Below are 6536 nucleotides of genomic sequence, written 5' to 3'. Positions count from 1 at the left end.
CGACGGCGCCGCCAAATTGATGCGCGCGCAACCGATCGTCGGCACCGACTGGTCGCTGGTACTCGCGCTCGACAAGGGCGACGTGACGGCCGGCATGCGCGCGGTCGCGACGACGACGCTGCTGGCGATCGTGATCGTCGCCATCATCGCGGCCGCGCTCGTCGGCGCGATGACGAACGCGGCCTTCAAGCGCATCCTGATGGTGCGCGATGCGCTCACGGACGTATCGAGCGGCAGCGGCGACCTGACGAAGCGCCTGCCTGCCGACGGCACGGACGAAGCCGCGCAGATCGCGCGGGCGTTCAACGCATTCGCCGAGAAGATCAGCGCGATCCTGCTGCAGATCCGCGCGTTCAGCACGTCCGTCAACCTCGCGAGCGCCGAGATCGCCCAGGGCAATCAGGATCTGTCGGCCCGCACCGAACACGCGGCGTCGAGCCTCCAGGAAACGGCCGCCGCGCTCGAGGAGATCGCCGGCACGGCCCGCAATTCGGCCGATGCGGCGAGCCAGGTGAACCGTCTGGCGGAATCGGCGTCGGATGTCGCGCTGCGGGGCGGCACGGTCGTGCGCGAAGTCGTGTCGACGATGAGCGACATCACGCAGGCGTCGGCAGAGATCGCCAACATCGTCGGCGTGATCGACGGCATCGCGTTCCAGACCAACATTCTCGCGTTGAACGCCGCCGTCGAGGCGGCCCGCGCGAACGAGCACGGCCGCGGCTTCGCGGTCGTCGCCGGGGAGGTGCGTGCGCTCGCGCAGCGCAGCGCGCAGGCCGCGCGGGAAATCAAGCAGCTGATCCATTCGTCGGTCGAGAAGATCGAGGGCGGCTCCGGGCTGGTCCAGACGGCCGGGGCGACGATGGACGAAATCGTCGACGGCGTGCGCAACATCACCAGCGTGATCGCCGAAATCAGCGTCGCCGCGAAGGAGCAGAGCACGGGGCTCGAGCAGGTGAATCAGGCGGTGTCGCAGCTCGACGATACGACGCAGCAGAACGCGGCGCTCGTCGAGCAATCGGCGGCGGCCGCGACGTCGCTGCGCGAGCAGGCGGCGCGGCTCGCGCAGACGGTCGGGGAGTTCAAGCTGGCGGAGCGTGCGGTGCCGGCGTGACGGGCGGCTTGACGGGGCGGGCAGGCCCCGGTTTCCTGCGAGAGGCCGGCGGAGCAGCACGCGGCCGCGAAGCCGGCCGGCTGCATGCCCGCCGACGGCGGGCCGGATCGCGCCTCTATCCTGCGCCGATCCGCGGGTGCGCCGCCCACGCCGCAGCTGACTGCAATCGATCGCGGGTGGGGAGGCCGTATCGCCGTCGTTCCGGTCAGGCCAGCAGCCCGCGTGCAGCCAGATTCGCATACAGCGCACGCACGCCGAAGGTCCACGGCGCGATCTCCGTGCAAAGCCGCACGGTGTTGACGAGCGCGCCGAGCGCGGGCGTGGAGATCGTCACGCGGTCGCCCAGGTGATGCGTGAATCCGCCGCCGGGCGCGTCGCGATCCTGGATCGGCGAGAACATCGTGCCGAGGAACAGCATGAAGCCGTCCGGATACTGGTGATGCGCGCCGCAGGTCTGCGCGACGAGGTCGGCCGGGTCGCGGCTGATCTCGCGCATGTGGCTGATGCCGTCGAGCACGAAGCCGTCGTCCGCGCCTTCGACGCGCAGCGACACGCTGCATGCCCGCACGCTGTCGAGCGTGAAGCCGTCATCGAACAGCCTCACGAACGGGCCGATCGCGCACGAGCCGTTGTTGTCCTTGCATTTGCCGAGCAGCAGCGCCGAGCGGCCTTCGATGTCGCGCAGGTTCACGTCGTTGCCGAGCGTCGCGCCCACCGGCCTGCCGTCGCCGGCGACCGCCAGCACGATCTCCGGTTCCGGGTTGTTCCACACCGACACGGGCAACAGCCCGACGTCCGCGCCGAAACCGACCGCGGACATCGGCTGCGCCTTGGAGAACACCTCGGCATCCGGGCCGATGCCGACTTCCATGTATTGCGACCACGCGCCGCGGCGCTCGAGTTCCGCCTTCAGGCGCAGCGCGGCTTCCGAGCCGGGCACGATCTTCGACAGGTCGGTGCCGATGGTCGCGGCGATGGTGTCGCGTACCTCCCGTGCTTTGGCCGGATCGCCGCCGGCCTGTTCCTCGATCACGCGCTCGATCAGGCTGACCGCAAAGGTCACGCCGCACGCCTTGACGGCCTGCACGTCGCACGGCGCGAGCAAGTGCGTGGCACCCGGCGTGCCGTCGAGCGCCGCCTGCAGCAGCGGCTCGACGCGGCCGAGCGATTCGCCGGAAGCGGTGCGCGCGAGCGCGACTGCGTCGGGCCGGTCGAACAGGTCCGCGGTGGTCGGCACGGTGCGCGTGATGTCGAACACTTCGCCGCCGCGCACGGCGACGACGCTCGGGCCCGCGTGGGCGCCGTCGTGCCGCCAGACGCGGCCGATCAGCAGCGCGTGGTCGAGGTCGTGCGGCAGGCAATCGGAAACGGAAGGAGTACGCATGGTCAGCTCGGCAAGAGTCGGAGGCGGTGGGGTCAATGCGAATGGCGCGGGTTGCCGCGCTGCTCGATTACCTTCAGGTACAACGTGGCCGGTTCGAGGCAGCCGCCGGTGGACAGCTGGCCGACGAAGCGGCGATAGAGTTCCTGCCACGGCGTTTGCGCCTGCGGCACGGTGAAGCTTGCGGTCTCGCGGCGGCGCGCGAGTTCGTCCTCGTCGACGAGCACGTCGACGCTGCGGCGGTTCAGGTCCACGCGCACGCGGTCGTTCGTGCGCAGCAGCGCGAGGCCGCCCCCCACTGCCGCTTCCGGCGACACGTTGAGGATCGACGGGCTGGCCGACGTGCCGCTCTGGCGGCCGTCGCCCAGGCACGGCAGCGACGTCACGCCGCGCTTCACCAGCTCGGCGGGCGGCGCCATGTTCACGACTTCGGAACTGCCCGGGTAGCCGACCGTGCCGCAGCCGCGGATCACGAGGATGCAGCGCTCGTCGATGTTCAGCGCGGGATCGTTGATGCGGGCGTGGTAGTCCTCGGGGCCGTCGAACACGATCGCGCGGGCCTCGAACGTGTTCTCCGCGCCCGGCTCGGAAAGGTAGGTCCGGCGGAACGCGTCGCCCACCACCGACATCTTCATGATCGCGCTGTCGAAGAAGTTGCCCGACAGCACCATGAAGCCGGCGCCATGCTTGAGCGGCGCGTCGGGCGTACGGATCACGTCGCGGTCGGCGTCCTGCGCGGTGTCGGCGATCTCGCCGATCGCGCGGCCCGACACGGTCAGGCAGTCGCGTCGCAACAGCCCCGCCGCATCGAGCTGGCGCAGCACGGCGGGCACGCCGCCGGCGCGGTGGAAGCTTTCGCCGAGGTATTCGCCGGCCGGCATGCAGTTGACGAGCAGCGGCACGGCTTCACCGAAACGCTGCCAGTCGTCCAGGCTCAGCTCGACGCCCATGTGGCGCGCAATCGCGATCAGGTGCGGCGGGCAGTTGGTCGATGCGCCGAGCGCGGAGGCCACGACGATCGCATTCTCGAACGCCGCGCGCGTCATGATCGTCGACGGGCGCAGGTCTTCGCGAACGAGCTCGACCGCGCGCTTGCCGGTCGCGTAAGCCATCTGGCCGCGCTCGCGGTACGCGGCGGGAATGCTCGCGCAGCCCGGCAACGACATGCCCAGCGCCTCGGCCAGGCTGTTCATCGACAGCGCGGTGCCCATCGTGTTGCAGTGGCCGATCGACGGCGATGAAGCCGTGGTCAGCTGCATGAAGCCTTCGTAGTCGATCTCGCCGGCGGCCAGCAGGTTGCGTGCATGCCAGATCACCGTGCCCGAGCCGACCCGCTTGCCCTCATGCCAGCCGTCGAGCATCGGGCCGCCCGACAGCACGATCGCGGGCAGGTCGACGGTCGCCGCGGCCATCAGGCAGGCCGGCGTGGTCTTGTCGCAGCCGGTCGTCAGTACCACGCCGTCCAGCGGAAAGCCGTGCAGCACTTCCACCAGCCCGAGGTACGCGAGATTACGGTCGAGTGCGGCGGTGGGCCGGCGGCTTTGCTCGGCCAGCGGATGCACGGGGAACTCCATCGGAATGCCGCCCGCATCGCGGATGCCGGCCTTCGTGCGTTCGGCCAGCTCGATGTGGTGGCGGTTGCATGGCGCCAGGTCGCTGCCCGTCTGCGCGATGCCGATGACGGGGCGGCCCGATTGCAGTTCCTCGCGCGTCAACCCGTAGTTCATGAAGCGCTCGACATAGAGCGCGGTCATGTCTGCGTGCGCGGGATCGTCGAACCATTCCTGGCTGCGCAGACGGCGAGGGGTGTGTGACATGGCAGGCTGTCTCCGAAGGGCCTTCTTGATTTTGCATGCCGGATGGTACCGGTAACATCGATGGGATGTTAGCACGGGTTTTTTGCGTAGCGGAAGGGATTTCGTGTGCGCGTGGCGCAGATGCAGGCCAGGGGGCCGATGGGAGGCCGCGCATGTCGCGCGTCGGCGCACGCCCGGCCGTCGGCCCGTCAGGCGCTTTCCCGCGCGATGATCGTGTAGTCGATCCGGATGCTTTTCGACTCGGTCGGCTCGCCGCCGTCACGGGCTTGCAGCACCGCCAGCAACGCCTCGCCCGTGCGCAGCCCGATGCCGTACGCGTCGACCGACACGGTCGTGATGGTCGGGTGGCAGCAGGTCGCCACTTCGAAGTTCCCGAAGCCCGCCACTGCGATGTCGGCAGGCACTGACAGCCCGCGCCGGTGACATTCCATGATCGCGCCGAACGCCGACATGTCGCTCACGCACATCACCGCGTCGGTGTCCGGCCAGCGCTCCAGCAGCGCCGCCATCGCCGGCCCGCCGTGGCTCATCGTGATCGGCGATTCGCCGAGCCGCACGACGCGCGGTTTGCCCAGCCCGAGCGCCTTGATCTCCGCCTGGTAGCCCTTGAGCCGGTCCAAGCCGCGGCGATCCAGTTCGCTCGCGCCGACGAGAAAGCCGATGCGCCGGTAACCGCGCTCGGCCAGATGACGCACCATCGCACGGGCGGCCCGCACGTTCGAGAAGCCCACGGCGGTGTCGATCGGGTGCGTGGGCAGGTCCCACATCTCGACCACGGGAATCGCGGAGCGCTCCAATACCTTGCGCGTCGCGTCGGTGTGCTGCGACCCCGTCAGCGCGATGCAACGCGGCTGGTGCCGCAGCATCGAACGGACCAGCCGTTCTTCACGTTCGAGGTCGTAGTCGGTGTCGCCGAGCAGCAGTTGCAGGCCGTGCGGTTCGAGCGCATCGGTCAGGCCGCGCACGGTGTCCGAGAAGTTGGAGCTCGACAGCGACGGCACCAGTACCGCGACGAATTCCGAGCGCCCCGACGACAGCGCGCCCGCGGCGGCATCCGCCACGTAGCCGAGCCGGTCGATGGCCTCGCAGACCCGTGCACGCGTCTCGGCGGCCACGCTGTGGCCCGCGAGCACGCGCGATACCGTCATCTTCGATACGCCGGCAAGGCGCGCTACGTCGGACATGCGGGGCGGCCCGGCGGGCCGGACGGCGGTGGGGCTGGGCATCGGAATCGCGATCGGGAGAGAGCCGGAAAGGCTACATCATACCGGTGCGGCATATCGTCCAGGCACGGTCGCGGCGTGCCCGTCGCGGTGAGGGCCGTACTAGGGAAACCACGCGTCCGGCGACACTTGTACGTGCCTGTCGCGACGTGCTACCTTCGATTTTGTTACCGGTATCAACGTGCTGATCGCTCCCGTCGCCTCGCCGGCTTTTTTTTGCCACCGGATGTTATCGGTAACATCGATGCGTCAAACGCACTCGCCGGTACGAAGAAGATCGACATAAACAGGAGACAGACCGATGCCATCCCTCACGCAGGCCGCTGCCGCACCGGCCGCGGCCGACTCGTCCGAAGACGCCCTTTATCGCAAGGTCATGCGGCGCATCCTGCCGTTGCTGCTGCTCTGCTACGTCGTGGCCTACCTGGACCGCGTCAACGTGGGCTTCGCCAAGCTGCAGATGCTCGACGACCTGAGCCTGAGCGACGGCGTCTATGCGCTCGGCGCCAGCATCTTCTTCTGGGGCTATTTCCTGTTCGAGATGCCCAGCAACCTGTTGCTGCACCGCTACGGCGCGCGCTTCTGGATCGCACGGATCATGATCACGTGGGGCATCGTGTCGTCGTCGATGGCGTTCATCGTGCCGCTCGCGCAGTTCTTCCACGTGCAGACGACCACGATGTTCTACACGCTGCGCTTTCTGCTGGGGCTGTGCGAAGCGGGATTTTTCCCGGGCGTCATCCTGTACATGAACTACTGGTTCCCGGCGCGGCGCCAGAGCGTGGCGATGTCGGGCTTCCTGGTCGCGATCCCGCTGAGCCTGACGCTGGGCAGCGTGCTGTCCGGCTGGCTGATGGAGCAGACGCACGGCTTGTCGGGCATGAGCGGCTGGCAATGGATGCTGCTGCTCGAAGGGCTGCCGTCGATCGTCGTGGCGTTCATCGTGCTGGCGTGCCTGGGCGACGGCCCGCAGTCGGCGAAGTGGCTGTCCGCCGACGAAAAGG

At 68.9% G+C, this 6536-nt stretch carries 5 protein-coding genes; 2 read left to right on the top strand and 3 right to left on the bottom strand.

Translation table 11 applies throughout. The features are described 5' to 3' along the window. The coding region (locus tag JMF90_RS18485) for a methyl-accepting chemotaxis protein (RefSeq protein ID WP_201325298.1) at positions 1 to 1111 on the top strand (1111 nt) is incomplete at its 5' end. 205 nt (positions 1112 to 1316) lie between these two features. On the opposite strand, the gene JMF90_RS18480 is transcribed toward JMF90_RS18485, so the two are convergent. The 3 genes from JMF90_RS18480 to JMF90_RS18470 all read right to left on the bottom strand — a co-directional run bounded on the left by JMF90_RS18480 (position 1317) and on the right by JMF90_RS18470 (position 5535). Then, positions 1317 to 2495 (bottom strand): fumarylacetoacetate hydrolase family protein, encoded by a 1179-nt coding sequence (locus JMF90_RS18480; RefSeq protein WP_054928660.1) that lies wholly within the window; start codon positions 2493 to 2495, stop codon positions 1317 to 1319. Between the two features lie 32 nt (positions 2496 to 2527). Continuing rightward, positions 2528 to 4309, bottom strand: coding sequence for an IlvD/Edd family dehydratase (locus JMF90_RS18475; protein WP_011549855.1), 1782 nt, complete (start codon positions 4307 to 4309; stop codon positions 2528 to 2530). A gap of 188 nt (positions 4310 to 4497) precedes the next feature. Continuing rightward, positions 4498 to 5535 carry a LacI family DNA-binding transcriptional regulator gene (locus JMF90_RS18470; protein WP_011549854.1) on the bottom strand — a complete coding sequence of 346 codons (1038 nt, stop codon included), beginning with the start codon at positions 5533 to 5535 and terminating at the stop codon, positions 4498 to 4500. Positions 5536 to 5833: 298 nt separating this feature from the next. On the opposite strand from JMF90_RS18470, the gene JMF90_RS18465 reads away from it, so the two are divergent. Further along, positions 5834 to 6536, top strand: a 703-nt coding sequence (locus JMF90_RS18465) for an MFS transporter (RefSeq protein ID WP_201325297.1), incomplete at its 3' end; no start/stop codon positions are given.

It is taken from the genome of Burkholderia sp. E168m23, from assembly GCF_016586125.1.
Lineage (GTDB): Bacteria > Pseudomonadota > Gammaproteobacteria > Burkholderiales > Burkholderiaceae > Burkholderia > Burkholderia orbicola.
The sequence above is the reverse complement of the archived record's forward strand: the minus strand, read 5'-3'. Positions and strand labels throughout refer to the sequence as shown.

Coding starts and splice junctions, on each gene's coding strand:
- JMF90_RS18480 (WP_054928660.1), bottom strand. CDS start 2,495: ATGCGTACTCCTTCCGTTTCCGATTGCCTGCCGCACGACCTCGACCAC.
- JMF90_RS18475 (WP_011549855.1), bottom strand. CDS start 4,309: ATGTCACACACCCCTCGCCGTCTGCGCAGCCAGGAATGGTTCGACGAT.
- JMF90_RS18470 (WP_011549854.1), bottom strand. CDS start 5,535: ATGCCCAGCCCCACCGCCGTCCGGCCCGCCGGGCCGCCCCGCATGTCC.